This window comes from Acinetobacter towneri DSM 14962 = CIP 107472 (assembly GCF_000368785.1).
Taxonomy (GTDB): Bacteria; Pseudomonadota; Gammaproteobacteria; order Pseudomonadales; family Moraxellaceae; genus Acinetobacter; species Acinetobacter towneri.
Genome location: NZ_KB849699.1, coordinates 1 through 17,499 on the forward strand (window position 1 = coordinate 1; position 17,499 = coordinate 17,499).

At 38.8% G+C, this 17,499-nt stretch carries 17 protein-coding genes; 6 read left to right on the forward strand and 11 right to left on the reverse strand.

Annotation, left to right across the window (positions count from 1 at the left end):
* Window positions 1–259: 259 nt before the first annotated feature.
* Window positions 260–1,090: a copper resistance protein NlpE N-terminal domain-containing protein gene (locus tag F947_RS13850; RefSeq protein ID WP_004977280.1), complete on the forward strand. Its 831-nt coding sequence runs from the start codon at window positions 260–262 to the stop codon at window positions 1,088–1,090.
* Window positions 1,091–1,217: 127 nt separating this feature from the next.
* On the opposite strand, the gene F947_RS13855 is transcribed toward F947_RS13850, so the two are convergent.
* The gene (locus tag F947_RS13855; RefSeq protein WP_004977281.1) at window positions 1,218–2,819 is read right to left on the reverse strand and encodes an isocitrate lyase; all 1,602 of its coding nucleotides are present in this window, start codon (window positions 2,817–2,819) and stop codon (window positions 1,218–1,220) included.
* A gap of 645 nt (window positions 2,820–3,464) precedes the next feature.
* On the opposite strand from F947_RS13855, the gene F947_RS13860 reads away from it, so the two are divergent.
* Both F947_RS13860 and paeA read left to right on the forward strand, forming a co-directional pair.
* A complete protein-coding gene (locus tag F947_RS13860; RefSeq protein WP_004977282.1) occupies window positions 3,465–4,454 on the forward strand; it encodes a LysR family transcriptional regulator in 990 nt (329 codons plus the stop codon).
* A 137-nt stretch (window positions 4,455–4,591) separates the two neighbouring features.
* Complete coding sequence (gene paeA / locus F947_RS13865) at window positions 4,592–5,920, forward strand: polyamine export protein PaeA (RefSeq protein ID WP_004977283.1); 1,329 nt, start codon at window positions 4,592–4,594, stop codon at window positions 5,918–5,920.
* Between the two features lie 132 nt (window positions 5,921–6,052).
* Here paeA and F947_RS13870 read toward each other — a convergent pair whose 3' ends face one another.
* Complete coding sequence (locus F947_RS13870) at window positions 6,053–6,559, reverse strand: hypothetical protein (protein ID WP_004977287.1); 507 nt, start codon at window positions 6,557–6,559, stop codon at window positions 6,053–6,055.
* A gap of 313 nt (window positions 6,560–6,872) precedes the next feature.
* Window positions 6,873–7,052 (reverse strand): hypothetical protein, encoded by a 180-nt coding sequence (locus tag F947_RS13875; RefSeq protein WP_004977288.1) that lies wholly within the window; start codon window positions 7,050–7,052, stop codon window positions 6,873–6,875.
* A 230-nt stretch (window positions 7,053–7,282) separates the two neighbouring features.
* On the opposite strand from F947_RS13875, the gene F947_RS13880 reads away from it, so the two are divergent.
* A complete protein-coding gene (locus F947_RS13880; RefSeq protein ID WP_004977293.1) occupies window positions 7,283–8,548 on the forward strand; it encodes a transposase in 1,266 nt (421 codons plus the stop codon).
* 238 nt (window positions 8,549–8,786) lie between these two features.
* Here F947_RS13880 and F947_RS13885 read toward each other — a convergent pair whose 3' ends face one another.
* Window positions 8,787–9,779, reverse strand: coding sequence for an NAD(P)H-quinone oxidoreductase (locus F947_RS13885; protein WP_004977296.1), 993 nt, complete (start codon window positions 9,777–9,779; stop codon window positions 8,787–8,789).
* A gap of 153 nt (window positions 9,780–9,932) precedes the next feature.
* Between F947_RS13885 and F947_RS13890 the strand changes: the two genes are divergently transcribed.
* A complete protein-coding gene (locus F947_RS13890; protein WP_004977299.1) occupies window positions 9,933–10,253 on the forward strand; it encodes a thioredoxin family protein in 321 nt (106 codons plus the stop codon).
* 24 nt (window positions 10,254–10,277) lie between these two features.
* Here F947_RS13890 and F947_RS13895 read toward each other — a convergent pair whose 3' ends face one another.
* The 4 genes from F947_RS13895 to F947_RS13910 form a co-directional block, all read right to left on the reverse strand.
* Window positions 10,278–12,119: a sensor domain-containing diguanylate cyclase gene (locus F947_RS13895; protein WP_026438467.1), complete on the reverse strand. Its 1,842-nt coding sequence runs from the start codon at window positions 12,117–12,119 to the stop codon at window positions 10,278–10,280.
* A gap of 161 nt (window positions 12,120–12,280) precedes the next feature.
* Window positions 12,281–12,622 (reverse strand): FKBP-type peptidyl-prolyl cis-trans isomerase, encoded by a 342-nt coding sequence (locus F947_RS13900; RefSeq protein WP_004977304.1) that lies wholly within the window; start codon window positions 12,620–12,622, stop codon window positions 12,281–12,283.
* A 58-nt stretch (window positions 12,623–12,680) separates the two neighbouring features.
* Window positions 12,681–13,211: a YaeQ family protein gene (locus F947_RS13905; protein ID WP_004977306.1), complete on the reverse strand. Its 531-nt coding sequence runs from the start codon at window positions 13,209–13,211 to the stop codon at window positions 12,681–12,683.
* 92 nt (window positions 13,212–13,303) lie between these two features.
* Window positions 13,304–14,326: a CobW family GTP-binding protein gene (locus tag F947_RS13910; protein WP_004977308.1), complete on the reverse strand. Its 1,023-nt coding sequence runs from the start codon at window positions 14,324–14,326 to the stop codon at window positions 13,304–13,306.
* Between the two features lie 521 nt (window positions 14,327–14,847).
* On the opposite strand from F947_RS13910, the gene F947_RS13915 reads away from it, so the two are divergent.
* Window positions 14,848–15,060, forward strand: coding sequence for a hypothetical protein (locus tag F947_RS13915; protein ID WP_004977309.1), 213 nt, complete (start codon window positions 14,848–14,850; stop codon window positions 15,058–15,060).
* 183 nt (window positions 15,061–15,243) lie between these two features.
* Here F947_RS13915 and F947_RS13920 read toward each other — a convergent pair whose 3' ends face one another.
* The 3 genes from F947_RS13920 to F947_RS13925 all read right to left on the reverse strand — a co-directional run.
* The gene (locus F947_RS13920; RefSeq protein WP_004977311.1) at window positions 15,244–15,765 is read right to left on the reverse strand and encodes an acyl-CoA thioesterase; all 522 of its coding nucleotides are present in this window, start codon (window positions 15,763–15,765) and stop codon (window positions 15,244–15,246) included.
* A gap of 358 nt (window positions 15,766–16,123) precedes the next feature.
* Window positions 16,124–16,294: a hypothetical protein gene (locus F947_RS14780; protein ID WP_004977313.1), complete on the reverse strand. Its 171-nt coding sequence runs from the start codon at window positions 16,292–16,294 to the stop codon at window positions 16,124–16,126.
* 355 nt (window positions 16,295–16,649) lie between these two features.
* The coding region (locus tag F947_RS13925; RefSeq protein ID WP_004977314.1) for a patatin-like phospholipase family protein at window positions 16,650–17,499 on the reverse strand (850 nt) is incomplete at its 5' end.

Sequence of the window (17,499 nt, forward strand, 5' to 3'; positions counted from 1 at the left end):
AAAATCATACTGTTTTTGCGCTTATTCATTGCTAGATTCAAGCAAGTTTAAAATGGTAAATATATAAATTTACGCACAGTTTGCTGAGTTTTTTACGGTCTAATCCGATGTAATCCTTGAAGTGAAACTTAAAACTTTAAAACATCGGGCTTGTTATGATTTGCTACAAATCTTCATTAAAAATAAGGCAAATTGGCTTTTCAGATACAAGGTGAAAGTTTAAGGTGGCAGCAAGACAAGTTTGAAGTTTAGAACATTTATGCTGAATCGTTATCCGATTGCACTCAGTACACTTAGCTTATTTTTAGTAGCTTGCGGATCAACTGATCCAAGCAGGGAATATCAATCCGCTTTGCCTTCTGAGCCACAAATTACGTCCAAAACTGAAGTTCAAAATTCAGCAACTTCATGGACAGGACAAGCTACAGGTAACTTTAGAGCCTTATTGCCTTGTGACAACTGTGAACAGCATGTGATTCATTTACGCCTGAATGATGATCAAACCTTTCAACTCAGCGACATTAAACGCTCGAAACAGCGCCAGCGCGAAAACCAAGTGGCGGGAACGATTCAAGCTGCTCAGGGCAACAATCAGCAAGACAAACAGAACCAACACCCATCGCAAAACACGGCAAATGAATGGTTGCTCAATACAGAAAATGGGCAAGCCTATGCACGTATTCAACTCACAGCGCACGGTCTTAAATTCAGTTTATACAATCAGAAAAAGACACAAAATCAGCAGAAAAATGAAACTCAGGTTTTCTTACATCCTGTAGAAAATATGCAAGTCAGTAATGCCCTGAAGCATGTCGATATTCAGGCTGAACACGTACAAAATGTTGAGGTCAAAGAATTAAACGACCCTGTGATGGCACACGATTATTTTCTGGCAATTCACAATCAATCTGATCAAGCATTACAATTACATGCCAATGACTTGGTTTTGGTCGATCAGCAATATCAGGAATATGCTGCTGTAGTCGATCCGCAATTTTTAGAACCGATTCCTGCACAACAAAAACAATGGATTAAGGTGTCTTTCCATTACCCTGCTTCTGTACAGGCAGATGTGATCAAAATTAAATAGGTTACAGCTGCTGCATTTCATAAATGAAGGAACATCAATTTAAGGATGTTTCAAAGTTCTTTGACTATTTTAAATAGCCATAAAAAAACCCTGCATCAGCAGGGTTTTCTTTTAAACCATCAAGCGATTACGCGTTGAATTGGTTCATTGTGTTTTTAGCTTCGTCCGCTGCTTTAAGCGCGTTGTCACCAGAGAAAATTTCTTTGTGATCGTCACCGATGTCAGAACCAGCCATTGCTTGGTGTTTCACACAAGCGATACCACCGCGGATTTCTTTACGTTGTACGCCAGCAACATAAGCCAACATACCTTCAGAACCGAAGTAACCTTGAGCAAGCTCGTGAGTAGAAAGAGCAGCTGTGTGGTAAGTAGGCAGAGTGATCAAGTGGTGGAACACGCCTGCTTCACGAGAAGCGTCTGCTTGGAATGTACGTACTTTTTCGTCAGCTTCAGCAGCCAATTCAGAATCGTCGTACTCAGCGCTCATTAATTTAGCGCGGTCGTATGCAGATACGTCTTTACCTTCAGCAACCCAACGGTCGTACGCTTGTTGACGGAAGTTCAGTGTCCAGTTGAATGATGGAGAGTTGTTGTAAACAAGTTTCGCATTTGGCACAACTTCACGTACACGGTTAACCATGTGAGCGATTTCTTCTACGTTTGGAGTCGCAGTTTCGATCCAAAGAAGGTCAGCACCGTTTTGTAAGCTAGTTACACAGTCAAGTACAACGCGGTCAATTTGAGTGCCTTCACGGAACTGGTACAAGCCAGAAGCTAAACGCTTAGGACGGTGTAATTTACCATCACGCTTGATTAGGATTTCGTCTTCTTTCGCTTCAGAGATGTCAATTTCTTGAGTGTCTAAGTAGCTGATGTATTGAGAAGCGATGTCGCCTGGCTCTTTAACTACTGGGATTTTTTGAGTTAAGTCAGCGCCTTCAGAGTCAGTACGTGCAACGATGATACCGTCGTCAAGACCCATTTCTAAGAACGCATAACGTAACGCGTGGATTTTAGCGATGAAGTCTTCGTGTGGAACAGTTACTTTACCAGCTTGGTGACCACATTGTTTCGCGTCAGAAACTTGGTTTTCGATTTGAAGTGCACATGCACCCGCTTCGATCATTTTCTTAGCTAATAAGTAAGTTGCTTCTTCGTTACCGAAACCAGCGTCGATGTCCGCAATGATTGGCACAACGTGAGTTTCAAAGTTGTCGATTTGAGCAGTGATTTCAGCAGCTTTAGCAGTATCACCAGCGTCTTGTGCTTTTTTAAGTGCGCGGAACAAATCGTTTAATTCTTTCGCGTCAGCTTGACGTAAGAATGTGTAGATTTCTTCGATCAATGCAGGAACAGAAGTTTTTTCGTGCATAGATTGGTCAGGAAGTGGACCGAATTCTGAACGAAGTGCAGCAACCATCCAACCAGAAAGGTAGATATAACGGCGTTCAGTAGTACCGAAGTATTTTTTGTTCGCAATCATTTTTTGTTGCGCAACAAAACCGTGCCAGCAACCTAAAGATTGAGTGTATTTGCTTGAATCAGCATCATAAGCAGCCATATCACGACGCATAATCGCAGCTGTATATTTAGCAATATCTAAACCAGTTTTGAAACGGTTTTGCATTTGCATACGCGCAGCATCTTCAGGACTGATGTCTGCCCAAGTGTTGCCGAATTTTGCTTTTAATTCGCGGATTGCATCAATCGCTGTTTGGTATGTAGTCATGATATTGTACCCTGTAATATTATTTAGGATTTATCAATCGAAGGCTAAATCGCGCTTATGCTTGATTGCTCAGATTTAGAGCACTTCGTTACGATGAATACAGAGTAGAGTGACTGAATGAATTAATCCAATATTCTCGTGTAATTCTCGGTATTTTTTAAAAAAATGTATAGATCAAAGTCTTAATTCACAAAAACAATAAAAACACAACCTATTGATTTTAAAAACCATATTTAGAAAATTAATCAAATATCTTTGCTTACAAATTCATCTCTGTGCCGATATTTTCTGCATTAGACTTAAGTCTTGCATTTCATAAAAAATGCTTGCATTGGCGATTTCTGCCATTTTTTAGCAAAATTTTGCTGCTTTTCAGCACAATGTAAGTGCATAAGTTTCATACAAAATAGAATCTGCTATCAGTTCTGCCAATGCTTTTAAGTGTTTTTGCATTTAATATTAAAAAGTATAGATGCAGTGCTAGGCAACTTACATTTCTTTAGGAAATAATGATGGGGCTGGCTGTTTTTATTCAGATTTTTTGCTATTTATCTCGTCGATTTTTTCATCATAATTTATACACAAGCCTTACGGCTTATGGCATAATTCCAATAATTTAGTGATTTTATTTTCGGTATTTATTTTATGAATCTGGAGCGGGTTGATCTTAATCTATTAATTTATCTTGACGTCTTACTTCGTGAAAAAAATGTAACCCGTGCTGCAGAACAATTGGGCGTTACCCAACCTGCGATGAGTAACATTTTACGTCGTTTGCGCAATTTATTTAATGATCCCCTGCTGATTCGTTCTTCTGAAGGCATGACGCCAACTGAACGTGCCTTAGAATTACAACCGCGTATCCGCGATGCCTTATCTGACCTTTCTATGATTTTGGAGCCGCGTACTGAGTTCCGCCCTTATACTTCAAATCGTGTATTTCGGATTATGACCTCCGATTACGCAGAAGCCACATTAGTCCCACGCTTGGTTAAAGCTTTACGCTCTGAAGCACCTAATGTGGTATTAGACTTTTTAACCCCGAGTGATGTGTCTTATCGCGACATGGAACAAGGTAAAGTCGATTTGGCGATTAACCGTTTTAATGAAATTCCACAAAGTTTCCATCAGGTTTTAGTTTGGCGTGATAGTTTTTCTTGCCTGCTCAATCACAAACACCCTGCTGCCAATAACCTGAATTTAAAAAGCTACTTAGATGCACAACATATTTGGGTTTCTAAAACAGGTATGGGCGTTGGTTTTGGTGTGAATCCAGAGAAACAAGCGGGACTGGGTTGGATTGATCAAGCTTTAGAGCGTATTGGACAAAAACGTAAAATTTCGGTGTTTACCCGTCATTATCAAATGCCTGCACTACTCGCGTCTAATGTAGATTTAGTCGCAACCTTACCTACACGTATTGCGCGCTTACAAGCCAAAAGCCAAAGTTTACTGATTAAAGACCCCCCATTTTATATTCCAGAATTTGAATTAAAGATGGCATGGTGTCCGTTGTTACATCATCACCCTGCACACCGTTGGTTACGCCAATTGATTTTATATGTAGCGCGCCAAATGATTGAAGAAGAAAACCGTGAGTTTTTACTGAATAACTCTCAATTTTCAGCCTATTAATTAAAAATTCACTGAACTTATTGGCACAAACGCTTATACTCAGATGAGGAATATTTCGATATTCCTCATTGTTTAATCATGATTTAATAAAGATTCAAATTGTTATATTTAAAATAATATAATCCACAGGTGGATTCGTGAGCCTCTTCCAGAATATTGTTATTATCCTCATCCTCATTGTCGGAGCTGGTTTTTTATCGCTGACTGAAATTGCGTTGGCTGGTGCACGTAAAGTTAAACTGAAAATTCTAGCCGAATCAGGCGATGAACGTGCCCAAAAAGTTTTAGACCTACAAGAAAACTCAGCTGATTTTTTTGCTGCCTCACAAATTGGCTTAAACGCAGTTGCCATTTTAGGTGGTATTTTAGGTGAAGGCGCATTCCGTCCTTATTTTTACAACTTAGTCGTGCGCTTCTATCAAGGACCATGGGCTGAAACGCTTAGTTTTGCCTTGTCATTTACCTTAGTGACTTCGCTGTTTATTTTATTTGCCGACCTAATGCCTAAGCGTTTGGCAATGATCGCCCCTGAAAAAATTGCGGTATCGGTGATTAATCCGATTCAAATTTTTATTCGGATATGCAAGCCTTTGGCATGGATGATTAATGCGATTGCCAACGTGCTGTTCCGTTTATTTAAAGTAAATACCAAGCGCGAAGACAATATTACATTTGATGATATTTCTGCAGTCATGGATGCAGGCGCTCAAGCAGGTGTTTTACAAAAGCAGGAACATCACTTTATTGAAAACGTGTTTGAACTTGAAGAACGTAACGTACCTTCGAGTATGACCACACGTGAAAATGTGGTGTTTTTTACCCTAAAGGAATCTGAAGCCAGTATTCGTCAAAAACTTGCAGAATATCCTTATTCCAAATTTTTGGTCTGTAGCGAAAATATTGATGATGTGATTGGTTATGTTGATGCCAAAGATATTTTGGTCAGAATCCTCAATAATCAATCTTTACTACAACTAAATGAAAGCACCATCCGTAATGTATTAACCATTCCAGATACACTCACGCTGTCTGAAGTCTTAGACCGTTTCCGCTCTACCAAAGAAAAATTTGCCGTGGTGATTAATGAATATGCTTTGGTTGTGGGCGTGATTACCCTGTCTGATATTATGATTACTGTGATGGGCGATTGGGTAACACCTATTGAAGAAGACCAGCAAATTATTAAACGTGATAACAATTCTTGGCTGATTGATGGCAGCACGCCAATTGAAGACATTAAACACGCGCTGCAAATTGATGAAATGCCAGATGATGAAAATTATGAAACCATTGCAGGTTTTATGATGTATAAGCTGCGTAAAATCCCGCGTCCTGCCGACTCTGTACTTTTTGATGGTTATAAATTTGAAGTGGTCGACGTCGATCATTTTAAAATTGACCAACTTTTAGTGACACGAATTGTAGAAACGCAGGAAATACAAAACAACACTGAAGCAGATGGATAGTGAGATTCCTTGTATTCGTTCAGCCTGATTGCATCTACATTTTCTCGCATTCACAAAAAAGCACCACATCAAAATGAAGTGGTGCTTTTTTAAATCTGAACTGATACTTCTGAAATTTAGCTGAGTATTTACTTAATACTTACTGATCAACTCATCCAATACTGCTTGATAATGAATCGCAATATCTTCAGCTAAAATTTTATAGACATTGTCGAATTGCACCATTGGCCAACCTTCTTTCCAGAAAGGGAAAATATTGTGCAAATCATGCGTTACCACAGCATCTTCACGCACAATCGCTTGTGCAACCTGAGCCAATACTTGTGCAGTTTCTGTGCCATCAATGGCTAAATAATCAATCCCACGTGCTTTTAAAATACGCACACGGTCTTTTTTATAACGAATTTTTTTCATTTGCGCTTCATTTAACTGCAAAGCCAAACTCACCGCTTCTACAAATTTGCTTTCAAATGATTGATTCAGTGCCACCAACGCTGCTTTATGCGCTTCCTGACGACCTGCTTTCCCACCATTACGGATAATTTCTTTTGCCTCTGTGTCTAGCTCATCACTTTTCATAGACTGCAAAATGTCGAGTATTTCGATATCACTTAATGATTCAGGAGATTGGTCAATCATGTACTGCCCTTGGACAAAAATAGCAAAACGCTATTTTCGCACAATTTAGCTAAAAGCTCGACACATTCCGAAGCAATTGTTCACACAAGGCAGTGCTGCACCTATTACAGTGCAGCAGTTTAAAATTGATCTTTCAGCTTTGATCATCCTTGTTTATTTTAAATTTCTTATTGTTCCCTTAGTTTTTCTCCTGAATTTTACCGTCTATTTAAAACCCGTTATTTCAAATGAATAATCCAATAAATAACAGGTTTAACTTTTCAACTCACTTGTACTTTTTAGTAAAAAATAATTAACAGGTTGCTCTTTACACTTAATACAAGTTTTCGCGTTTATCATGATCGAGGCGGTCAATATAGCGCTCTAAATGTAGCATCGCATGATACATTTTATTTAAGTTCCCAACATTGATTTGCTGACGAACAATATTTTTGTGTAACCGTTTTAATGCGCGTAGACTGTGTTTTGGCGTATATGCAGATAAAATTTTCATAAGCCTGCTCTCTCTATCAAATTATTTTACATGAACCGTTTTGTTATCTTGAGAATGAATTCAATGAATATAAAGATAAGCTCTATTATTGACAGGGTGTGTCCTACACCTCATACGCGCCAACTTAAGGCTTAAACTGTTGAAATATATTATAATTATCGCTTGAAAAATAAAAAAGGTGGTTGTATTTATTAATGCGCTAACACAAAACACAACCACCGTGGCGTATCATGATTCATTTTCAACAGTTATTACAAGTACTTCCTTCAAATATTGAACAAATGGCGATAAATTGTAATGCTTTTCAACGGGCTAGAAAAATTAAATCGCCTTTAGAACTGTTTAAATTACTTATGCTGTATTGTGGTCTCGATTTGTCTTTAAGAGCATGCGCTGGAAAATTCACTGAAACTTATTCCGCAATCAGCGACGAAGCCGTAAAAAAGAGATTAATATCTTGTGCTGACTGGATTAAATCACTTTTAAAAGAAACTCTTACCACAGATCATAACCATACAGAAGGCGATTTAAAATTTATAGCTGTAGATGGCTCTACCGTTCAGGAACCAGGTGCGACACAAACGAGCTATAGACTACATCTCGGCATAGATTTGATGGATTTAACGCTCACTGATGCTGTTGTTACAACAGACAAAGTTGGCGAAAAACTTCAGCATTATCAGCTTCGTGAGGGTTATGTCTTTGTGGCTGACCGTGGCTATAGTCGAGTTCAAACCATTATGCCGACAGTCGATCAAGGCGCTGATGTCATTGTCAGATATACACCGAACTCCATGCCTCTCTATACATTTAATTCGAATAATCAAAAGCTTAAGATTGATTGGCATCAGCAACTTATATCACGGTCTGAGAAAAATCAGGTGATTGAGTGTTATATGATTTTAGGCGATAAGAGGATCAAGGGTTATGTCCATGCGATAGCTAAAAACACAAAAGTTGCAGAAAATGAACGTCGAGAAATGATGACCTTTGCTAAGAAAAATAGGCGAAAAGTCAGAGCTCAAACACTTTACTTAACGAACTGGATGCTGGTATTTACAACGATTCCGCCGCAGGTTCTTAGTACGCTTCAAGTTCAAAATATTTATAAAGCCAGGTGGCAAATCGAACTATATATAAAACGATTAAAAAGCTTGCTTAACATAGATTTACTAAGGGCTAAAAAAGACGGTAAATTAGCTGAGGTTTATTTACTCGGAAAGCTACTTTACGCAGTTTTAGTAGAGAAAATCTATAAACAACATTATTTTAATCATGGTGTTAGTTTACTCGATAAAAACCGAAACTTAAGTCCTTGGCGGCTAATTCAAGACTTGAATGATCAGATTAAATACAGTTTGTTAGCAGAATATCCAAGCTTTGAAGCCAATCTAGCAAGCAGTATTAAAAGTATGTCGGAGCGGCCTAGGAAGGGGAAATTACAACGATTTACAGATGATATTTCAATGTTATTTAGGAGGCACCAGAGTGTATGAAATATCATCAACATGGCTTAAGTTGGCGCGTATGGTCCTACACCTCCTTAATATTTGACTATTTGGAAAAATTTTATTGTGTTAAATTGTAGTTTAAAGGAATATTTATGTAATTATGATTAAAATAATTGCTAAAAAAGATTCAAAAAATCTTTGTTAAAATCTTCTATAAAAATATGCATAAAAAAACTGACACTCGGTCAGTTTTTTATGCGGGCTGATTTTAAATTTTGAGTCTTTAAATCACTTCCACCACTACTTTGCCCACATGCTCACCTGTATCCATTTCGGCATGCGCTTGCTGAATTTGATCAAACTGAAAGGTTTTATAAATCATAGGCAGACATTCACCTTTGGCTAACAATGGCCAAACTATCTCTTGCAAACCTTTGGTAATTTCAGCTTTTTCTGCAGTATCGCGGGCGCGCATGGTCGAACCCGTAATGGTAAGACGCTTCATCATAATTTGACCAAGTTTTACTTCTTTGGCTTTTGCACCACCTAAGAATGCGATATACACCAAGCGACCATCACGACGTAATAAGTTTAAATTACGTTCCAAATACGGCGCACCAACAATATCTAAAATGACATCGACCCCAGCATTGTCTGTCGCTTCGTTAATCACTTGTTCAAAATCTTGTGTCTTGTAATTAATTGCTGTGGTGAGATGTGAAATTGCTTGTACTTTTTCATCTGAACCTACGGTTGCAAAGGTTTTTAAACCTAAGGCATTGCACAGCATTAAAGCAGTTGTACCAATACCACTGGTTCCACCATGAATCAGCGCCGTTTCACCTGCTTTGGCTTTACCCATTTGGAATACATTGGCCCACACAGTAAAAAATGTTTCAGGTATCGCAGCGGCTTGTACAAAACTGACACCTGTTGGAATTGTCAAAGTCTGGCTTTCTGGTACAACACAATATTCTGCATAACCACCACCATTGGTTAAGCCACACACTGCATCACCAACTTTAAATTGGCTAACATCTGCACCCACAGCAACTACTTCACCTGCTACTTCTAAACCTGGCACTGGCGTCACGCCTTTAGGCATAGGATACAGACCCTGACGCTGTAAAATATCAGGACGATTCAAACCAAAAGCATGTACTTTGACCAAAACCTCATTGGCTTGTGGCTCAGGTATTGCAACCGTTTCATAGGCTAATTTTTCTGGGCCACCTGATTCTGTAATAATAATCTGCTGCATTGTGTTTTGTGTCATGGCAAATCCCTGATTGTTTGATGCTGATATGAATTCTGACTATTTGAACATAAAACAGCAAAGCATTAAAACCCAGATTAACTTAGGTATAATTCTCATGCCGTGGTGTTTTCATGCGTGATTAAATTTTCATTTATGATTAAAGAGTATGTGATGTCAGAAATTGTGGAATACAACGAAAATAATTACCGTGAGTTTGAATATGAAACAGGCGTTGCGGTGATTCGTTTTTATGCGACGTGGTGTACGCCTTGTGTTCAAAATGCACCATTTTTTGAGCAGCTTGCCCAACTTTTTGATGCTTCGGTAAAGTTTGGCAAAGTGAATGTCGATCAATCTCCAATTTTAACTTTGCGTTATCAAGTCTTTGGTTTACCGACCACTCTGATTTTTAAAGATGGGCAAATTGTTGAACGACTGTCGGGCAATGTTTCTGTCGTACAACTTCAACAAAAAATTCAGAGCTATCTTTAAGCCATGTAGAGTAGCGTCAACATATTAAGTTTGAATTACTACCTGATCGCGTCCTGCATGTTTGGCTTGATACAAATGCGCATCTGCAGCTTTCATAAAATCATCCACGTGCGTATACGCTTGTGCGCGAGTCATCCACGCTACACCGATACTTAAAGTCACATATTGTTTATAGTCTTCTCGTGCCACATGCTCAAAAGCTGCATCACGCACAGCCTGCAAGACCTTTTGCATGAGTGGTGCAATCGCAGGTTGCGGAATATCGTGCAGTAAAATGGCAAATTCTTCACCCCCATAACGTGCCACAAACGCATTTTTAGGCAAAATATCTTGTAAAACTTTAACTAGGTTTTGCAGAATTTGATCGCCTTTTAAGTGCCCATAATGATCATTGTATTTTTTAAAATAATCGACATCGAGCATCGCAAAGACCAAAATATGTCGCTTATTTTGCAAGGTTTCAAAATACAAACGCTGAATTTCTTCATTTAATGCACGGCGATTATATGCCCCTGTTAATGCATCGGTTTTAATCTGTATTTCCAGTTTTTCATTCAAAAGACTGAGTTGTTCAGTGCGTTCCTGCACTTTTAAATCTAACGAGCTGTTTAAATGAATCAGTTTTTGGTTCAAGCGTTCAATGCGTAAGTTATGGTAGGCATAATTTCGTGCCTGCTGAAACATGATGAGGAATGCATAAACACTGGTCGAAATAAAAGATAAATGAATGGAATTGACCAGATTCAGCATTAATAAAAAATCATGAATAAATGTGCCACATAGAATAATTACTGCCCAAAAATTAATTTTGGAATAATCCTCTCCTGAACGCAGGGTTTGATAAAATCCATAAGCAAAATTTGCCAAAATCAAAACAAAGAAAAATGAACTATAAAATGCCAATTGCTGAAAAATAGTGGGTTCTGCCCACAGCGTCACCCCAATATTAAAGCTCAATAACAGCATTGCCGCGCTATATACCCAACGATGCAAATAGCGCGAACTGAGCAAAAACATATAACTCAGGAAAAATAAAATCGCTAAAAAACTAAATAAATATTCGAGTCTTATTCCCCAAGACCAACTTAAATTCAGGAAAGTGGTATAGGCATAGGGTGCAGAAAATAAATTGTGTAATGCCAGAAAAACAATAAAAATGCCGAAAATAAAAATACGCTTGGTCTTTCCACCATTTGCAAGACTAAATGCCGAAAACATCAAGGTAAACACACCAATACCAAGTACTGCCCCACAAATCATGGCAATACTCATCATCAAACGCTGATACTGTTGATTGATGGTGCGACTTAAACCAATTTTCATTGGATTTTTTAAACCACCTTGCAAGCTCTGAAAGCTAGACGCTTGAATGGTCAGGGTAAAATATTCACTTTCAGGAACAAAATATGCAATTCGTGGGGCATTTTCGGTTTGGTGACTACTCGCATCTGCACCGACTGTGCCAACACGCACCAGTGGATCGCCATTTAAAAATACCCGATAGGCGCCATATTGGTTGGGAATCCAAATCGCAATACGTCTGCCTAGAAATTCTTTTGGAATTTGAAAGTGCCCAATAAAAGTGCCGTAAGTATTGGCATTGCCCATTAAATCTTCAAATGAAGCAGGCAATTCAACGGTATTCGATGCCAGTACCGCACTGGGTTCTTGAATCAATTGTTGCGGATAAAACAACCATCGCCCAGTCAAAATACTCGATTGATCTTCAGTAAATTGAACAGAATTGAGCAGTTGTTGATGTAGATAGTAAGATTCAGGTGCAGACTCATACTGCGCCAACACACGCGGTGGTGTGAGTACACTGCACAGTAAAATTAAGAAGAGAAATGCACACTTGTGCCACATCCGAGTGAAATTCAAAAATGCAAAAGCCCTATTGTGCTTGTTTTTCAATCTAATCGTTCTTGCACTAAATTTGAAGTAAAAAATTAAGTCATTCATGCTAGACCTTACTGGCATCGGATGAATGACTTAAATTCTAGCGGTTTGGCTAAGTTGAGAGGTGTTTATTGATCGCGTGTTTTCACATCATACAATTCAATTTCAAAAATCAAATTAGAATTAGCAGGAATGATATTGCCCATTTTGCGCTCACCATAAGCCAAATGCGCAGGTACGATCAGTTTGCGTTTACCACCCACTTTCATCCCCATGATGCCTTGATCCCAGCCTTTAATGACACGACCTGTACCAATCACGGTTTCAAAATAGTTACCACGGTCTAAGGATGAATCAAACTTTGTGCCATCTTCCAACCAGCCTGTGTAATGCGTAGTAATTAAAGCGCCTTTAACCGCTTCTTTCCCCTCACCCACCACCAAATCAATAATTTCTAATTCTGCACTCATGTTCATCTCCAAATATTTGCACTTCGATGTTTAAGATAATTTCCAGCTCGTGCAAGTGTTATTGCAACTGTGTCCACTCAATCTGAGCCTGTGCCTGATCGCCAATCAATGTCCATTCGCCATCCATTACATTCAACTGCAATTGCATGGTACGTTCGCATAAAGCTTGAACGGCTTCGGTACTCGCTGGCGATAGTTGCCACACTTCAACATTATTTAAAGTTTTGATTTTACTGTTACGTTTGTACCATTCATCTACCGATGAACCATAGGCAATAATCGCAACTTGCTTACAACGCGAACTGGCTTTTTTAACTTTGTCTTCATCTGGGCAACCGACTTCAATCCACTTAATTAACTGCCCTGTTAAGTCTTTTTCCCACAAAGCAGGCTCATCGGTTTCAAATAAATCTTTGGTAAATTCCAAAGCCTCATCTGCATAACGTGCGAATGCCAAAATACGCACCATCAATCGCTCAATAGTTTCAGAAGGATGCAATGCCATGGTGAGTTGATAGTCACCGTATTGATGCACATCCATATTGGCAATGTTCAAATCTGCCTTATAAATTGTCGCTTTCAGCGCCATTGTCTATTCCTAAAACCATGTTCAAATTTGCCGCTAAGCATAATGGATTTTCTGGGATTTTGCTGTATCGTTTGCCCGAGAGCATATAGATTTCAGTCTAGAACCGCAGCAGCATCGACCCGACACGCCAATATTTCAGCCTCAAATTTTGCCCAATCCCGCGCGGTTTGATAAATAATTTCCACCCGATTGTCTATGCCTTCATCGGTAGATTGATAATTAAATTGTTGTGGATTGAAGTTGAAACTTTTCCAGCCCTGATTGGTATAAAAAATCCCTTTAATGCGCAACCAATCTTGCTGTTCACAGAGTAAATCTAATAAGGGATAAAAGTCGAATTGCCAGCGTTTAGGCAATTTCCAACCTGCGACTGCATATCCTTGTGCAGTTTCGATATAGTGATACGGCAATTGCTTAATTTCTGTAGGCTCTTGCGGATGTGTAGCGATGGTATTCTGTTGCAATTTTAGCAACGGCTGAATTTTACGCTGTGTACCGACATACGGTATATCCATTTCGGTCAAAGCCAGATGACCCTGTTCTGCTTTCAACCATTTTTGCGCGTAGGCTTGATATTCCTGCTGTAGTTGTATGAGGGCTTGCTCATCTGCCGCCTGCATTTGGTCTGCATGTGACACCACAATAATTTGTGCAGCTTTGAGCTGATCGGCATACAGGTTTTGCTGCGTCCACGCCTGATCATGCAAACGCGAACCATCTACTACCGTCACCAAGGCGCGCATAGATAAATGCGTATGCCAATGTGGTTCGGTCAGTTGTTCCAAGAGTTGCGCAGGATGCCCCAAACCTGTCGGCTCGATGAATAAACGGTCAGGCTTCGCTTCGGACAATAAACGCGACAAAGCAATTTGCATAGGCAATTGGCTGCTACAACATAAGCAACCGCCCAATAATTCTTTGACTTGATAACCCTGTTGCTGAGGTAAGAGTTGTTGATCGACCCCGATTTGTCCAAATTCATTCATCAGCACCGCCCAAACTTCATGTTCTGGTTTTTGGCTGAGTAACTGTTTCAATAAGGTGGTTTTTCCTGCACCGAGAAAACCAGAAATAATATGCGTCGGGACTGCTTTTTGTGGTGCAATTAATTTCAAAATAAGCTCACTTTATTGAATTTCAAACAACTCAAGCATGCTAAGCAAGTTTAGCGATTAGTTCAATCTGAATCTAAACACACTGAAATTTATTCATTTCAGCACATCTATCACCATCATGATTTGAAAAATTCGCTTACATTTATTACGTGATGATCTGCAACTTATTTGGGGAAATACACGAGTTTTAGCCGCTTGATGTTATGTTTTATTGCCAACCACGCAATTTTATTGCGGAAAACACAGCCATTTTGATTGGATTTGACCGCATATTTAAAACAAAAATTACCAAACTACGACCTATTCATCATCATTGTGCGGTTCAAGTAACCGTCATTGTTTTGCTTTGTTGCAAGCATTGATCCCATAGCTTTGGCTCTTTAGCATGAGTTCCTGTTCAGCCCGTTCAAATCAGGTGATGACTGACTTGAACACTTTAGCCGCAATAAGTTTTTTTACTTAATGCTTGTGCTGAGCACTCCCTACTACTCATGAAAAACTTTAAATAAGGATGCCAAACCATGAAATTGACACAAATTTTACTCGCTTCAACTTTTGCTTTTGCCACTGCAACTACTTTTGCTGCAAAGGCTGAATCGACAGCAACAGAACAGGAAAAAGTGGTTGTTTCAACGCAGGAAACTGTGGCTGAACCAGCTTCAGAACAAGCTGCTGCACAACCTGCATCTGAAGCAAGCACTGAAACCCCTGCTGCATCGACGCAACAGCCTTAAAACTTAGATACATTTAAAAATGTAAATCGAATACAAAAACTGAGTTTTCCGCCACTCTCTCGGTTTACTCAGTTTTTGTTTATCTACAAAGCCAATCAATATTGCCTTGGACAAAATTAAAAAATAGGCACAAAAAACCTGTCTACAATTGCAAACAGGTTTTCAGCTAAATTTGATGAAAATTTAGTTTTGTTCAGTTTTCTTATAAATGCTGCAAGATGGATGATGATTTTCTTGCAAACGTGCAACTTTACGTTGCTCTGCTGCTTCAAAACGGCAACGCTTCCAGTCATTGTCTAATTTCAACGCAGGGATTTGTTTTGGTTTACCATTTTCATCGACTGCAACCATAGTGAAGTAACAGCTGTTGGTATGGCGCACTGTACGCTTTTGAATATTTTGTGCTTCTACACGAATCCCAATTTCCATTGAAGTACGACCAACATGGTTCACACTAGCAAGGAAAGTCACCAATTCACCCACATGAATCGGCTCTTTAAAGTTCACTTTATCAACCGAAAGGGTCACCACATAACTACCCGAATAGCGGCTTGCACATGCATACGCCACTTGGTCTAATAGTTTTAAAATTGTTCCACCATGTACATTCCCTGAGAAATTTGCCATGTCGGGTGTCATTAACACGGTCATGGTTAATTCTGACTGGTCATCTAACACTGGGGCAATTTGATCTAATGGTGACATCGCGTTCTCTAGACTCTTTTAAAGACAGTAAGATATGAGCCTATTATTATATCGCGTTTATAAAAGTTTGAATGTTCATTTCGGCAACAACTGCATCATTATTATTTATATTGTTTATGATAACATTTATTTAAAATTATAAGACTAAAGACTAAGACTCCCAAGCTGTTATTTTTTAATCCATTTCTGATTTTTTAGAATATTTGTTCAAATTGAATATTACGTGAATCCCCCTGATTCAAGTGTTCAAAAAACAATCTAAAATCTTTTATTCAATGGATTATTCAAGCAAATTTCGGCGAATTTACACGAAAAAAAGTTCAATTTCCCCGTAAATTTTCAAACTTCGCTGCGACATTTAAACCAAGCGCAGCATTTCCTGCGACACATTGCTATAAGTCAAAGTTTGTTCGGTACTCAGTGCAGCTTCAATCACATAAGAACCATCTGGATTAATCATCGTCACTGTAAAAATAACTTGCTCCATAGTAGCAAGTTTCACCTGCTGTCCAATTTCAAAGCCGTGCATGAAGTATCCCCTCGATTTTTTATAAAGTTTTAAAGTCCTGAAGCACAAAAGTTAGGCCGTCTTGGAAGCATGTTCAATTGGTAAACTGCTTAAAAAACTAATTCAGTAAATGCTGCATAGAATAAATGGAAACAGTGCGAAAGAACACGCTAAAAAATTGATTTTAAGTCTAAATACCTCATCTCAGTATTTAGATATCTTTAGGGTATCTTTATTTTTAAACTATAATATCAAATACTTACAAAGAATAAATCTAAGCAATCTAACATTAAAGTTATTTTTATCAAGCACCTAATTAGACTTAAGTTAAATCTGTTGATTTCATTGAATTGACCTAAATGAAGGATCTGGACAGCTATTTAAACTGTCCATAAAGCCCAAAAGTATTACTCACTTTATAGTCTACAATTCTATGCCCATGCGCATAATGATGCTGTTGATAGACCTGATCGATTTTATTTAATTGCGCTGCAGTTGCTTCTGCGCCTGCCAACATGGTCGCTTCGCGCCCTTTCACATCAAAAATATGGGCTTTTTCACGTAAATCGGGTTGAATGACCACATCTGCCAGTTTCAATTCTTCATTGGCCAAATGCTTTTGCATAATATTAATATTTTGGTTAAACAATCCCCACACATTACTGGTTTCAGTATGAATAGGCTGCGCCAAAATATTCACGGCAATCACAATATCTGCCCCTAAATCGCGTGCAACCTTGACAGGTACAGGGCTCACTAAACCACCATCGACATATTCATGTTCTGCAATTTTAGTAGGTACAAACATACTTGGGATAGACACTGACGCACGCACCGCTTGACCCGTATTGCCATAATTAAATACAACTTTTTTGCCTTCTTTTAATTCAGTCGCCACCACGTACATCGGGATTTTAAATTGCTCCAAACGGAGTTGATCGACTTGTGCATTGACATAATTTTCAACTTTTTTACCATCAAAAAAGCCTTTTAAATCTAAAGTCACATCCCGCACATCATTGGCTTTCATATTCATGGCAATTTCACGTAATTGCTGTGCATTTTTACCACTGGCATAAATTGAACCGACAATGCTGCCTGCGCTGCTGCCCACAATAAAATCAGGATGAATACCGTACTGCTCAAGTACTTCAATCACCCCAATATGTGCATAACCACGTGCGCCACCACTGCCCAAAACCAAGGCGACAACTGGACGTTTTTTT

Bases quoted from the DNA above. Each gene is read 5' to 3' on its own strand.
- F947_RS13860 (WP_004977282.1), top strand. From the start codon at position 3,465: ATGAATCTGGAGCGGGTTGATCTTAATCTATTAATTTATCTTGACGTC.
- F947_RS13915 (WP_004977309.1), top strand. From the start codon at position 14,848: ATGAAATTGACACAAATTTTACTCGCTTCAACTTTTGCTTTTGCCACT.
- F947_RS13850 (WP_004977280.1), top strand. From the start codon at position 260: ATGCTGAATCGTTATCCGATTGCACTCAGTACACTTAGCTTATTTTTA.
- F947_RS13900 (WP_004977304.1), bottom strand. From the start codon at position 12,622: ATGAGTGCAGAATTAGAAATTATTGATTTGGTGGTGGGTGAGGGGAAA.
- F947_RS13880 (WP_004977293.1), top strand. From the start codon at position 7,283: ATGATTCATTTTCAACAGTTATTACAAGTACTTCCTTCAAATATTGAA.
- F947_RS13905 (WP_004977306.1), bottom strand. From the start codon at position 13,211: ATGGCGCTGAAAGCGACAATTTATAAGGCAGATTTGAACATTGCCAAT.
- F947_RS13895 (WP_026438467.1), bottom strand. From the start codon at position 12,119: ATGTGGCACAAGTGTGCATTTCTCTTCTTAATTTTACTGTGCAGTGTA.
- F947_RS13885 (WP_004977296.1), bottom strand. From the start codon at position 9,779: ATGACACAAAACACAATGCAGCAGATTATTATTACAGAATCAGGTGGC.
- F947_RS13855 (WP_004977281.1), bottom strand. From the start codon at position 2,819: ATGACTACATACCAAACAGCGATTGATGCAATCCGCGAATTAAAAGCA.
- F947_RS14780 (WP_004977313.1), bottom strand. From the start codon at position 16,294: ATGCACGGCTTTGAAATTGGACAGCAGGTGAAACTTGCTACTATGGAG.
- F947_RS13875 (WP_004977288.1), bottom strand. From the start codon at position 7,052: ATGAAAATTTTATCTGCATATACGCCAAAACACAGTCTACGCGCATTA.
- F947_RS13890 (WP_004977299.1), top strand. From the start codon at position 9,933: ATGTCAGAAATTGTGGAATACAACGAAAATAATTACCGTGAGTTTGAA.
- F947_RS13870 (WP_004977287.1), bottom strand. From the start codon at position 6,559: ATGATTGACCAATCTCCTGAATCATTAAGTGATATCGAAATACTCGAC.
- F947_RS13920 (WP_004977311.1), bottom strand. From the start codon at position 15,765: ATGTCACCATTAGATCAAATTGCCCCAGTGTTAGATGACCAGTCAGAA.